The sequence below is a fragment of the Vibrio sp. D173a genome, assembly GCF_030248475.1.
The window spans coordinates 1-1229 of the sequence record NZ_JAHGAH010000140.1; the positions used below are offsets into that span (position 1 = coordinate 1).

Annotated in this window: 1 protein-coding gene; it reads left to right on the forward strand. The window is 45.7% G+C overall.

The features are described from left to right. The coding region (locus KIV40_RS15305) for an IS110 family transposase (protein ID WP_285350043.1) at positions 1 to 770 on the forward strand (770 nt) is incomplete at its 5' end. Positions 771 to 1229 lie beyond the last annotated feature (459 nt).

A 1229-nucleotide genomic window follows, 5' to 3' on the forward strand; every position in this document is an offset into this window, starting at 1 on the left:
ACGGAGGTAAAACGAAGAACGATCGCATCGATTCTTACAAAATTGCGTCCCTGCTTCGCGGCGGTAATTTCCCTATCGCTTATGTTTACCCTAAAGCCATGCGAGCAACACGAGATTTACTGCGACGAAGAACCAAAATCATGCGCCATGGCGCTGACCTCAAAGCCCACGTTGCCAACACATTTAGCCAATACAATCAGCAAAGCCACAACGTTCAGCTGCGCTACCCATGTGCCCGTGAACAAGTACGCAATCAGTTCGATGAGCCCTCAATCAATCGAAGTATCGATATGGATTTAAATGTCATCGCCTTTTACACCAAGGAATTAGCGAGCGTAGAACACTTTATTGAAAAAACAGCCAAGCAGCACAGCGCTCAAGATTACAACCTTATCCAGACTGTGCCTGGTATTGGTCGCATTCTCGCCCTCACTATCTTGTATGAAATCGGCAATATTGAACGCTTCCCGTCGGTGCAAAACTTTGCCTCTTACTCACGGTTAGTCAAATGCAAAGCTGAATCAGCGGGCAAACAAAAAGGAACCAACGGAAACAAGATTGGGAACGCCTACTTAAAATGGGCGTTCTCGGAAGCGGCGGTTCTTTATTTAAGAGGCAATGAACCCGCCAAGAAATACATTCAACGCTTGCAAAAACGCATGAGCAAAGCCAAAGCGCTATCAGCGTTGGCTCATAAACTAGGGCGATGTGTCTACTTCATGCTGAGGGACAAAACGGTGTTTGATGAAAAACGGTTTTTACCGCAATAAGTCGCACAATGAAGTGAGCTGAAAATCTAACTGGTGCTGAGTGAGAACACGTCACTGACTCAAATTTACTGGGATTTAAGCCCGAAACGGTCGGTTGTGTCAGGTAGTCCAAGCCCGCTTGCTTTGATTAGCCGCTTCATTGGTGCGCATCCTAACAACGAACAGCAAAGTTGTTTACACCTTGGCTGAGCCTGAAGATAACTGGAAAACAACAGTTTAACCATTTTTTTGAATAGTGCCTGCAGGGGTTAACCGATAAGTGTCTAGTGACCCAACCAATAATGGTTGGCAGCGGCGAGACCGCAATAAGAGATCCTCAATATGTGTTTGTCGTAAGCAATGCTTGATGACCGAAATGACAAAGCGAAGTAGATAACTTTGTTGTTCGAAGAGCATTGGCTGCTCACGCAGCCAATAGGATGTTATTGCCTATTGACAGGCAGAAGGCTCATATGTGTT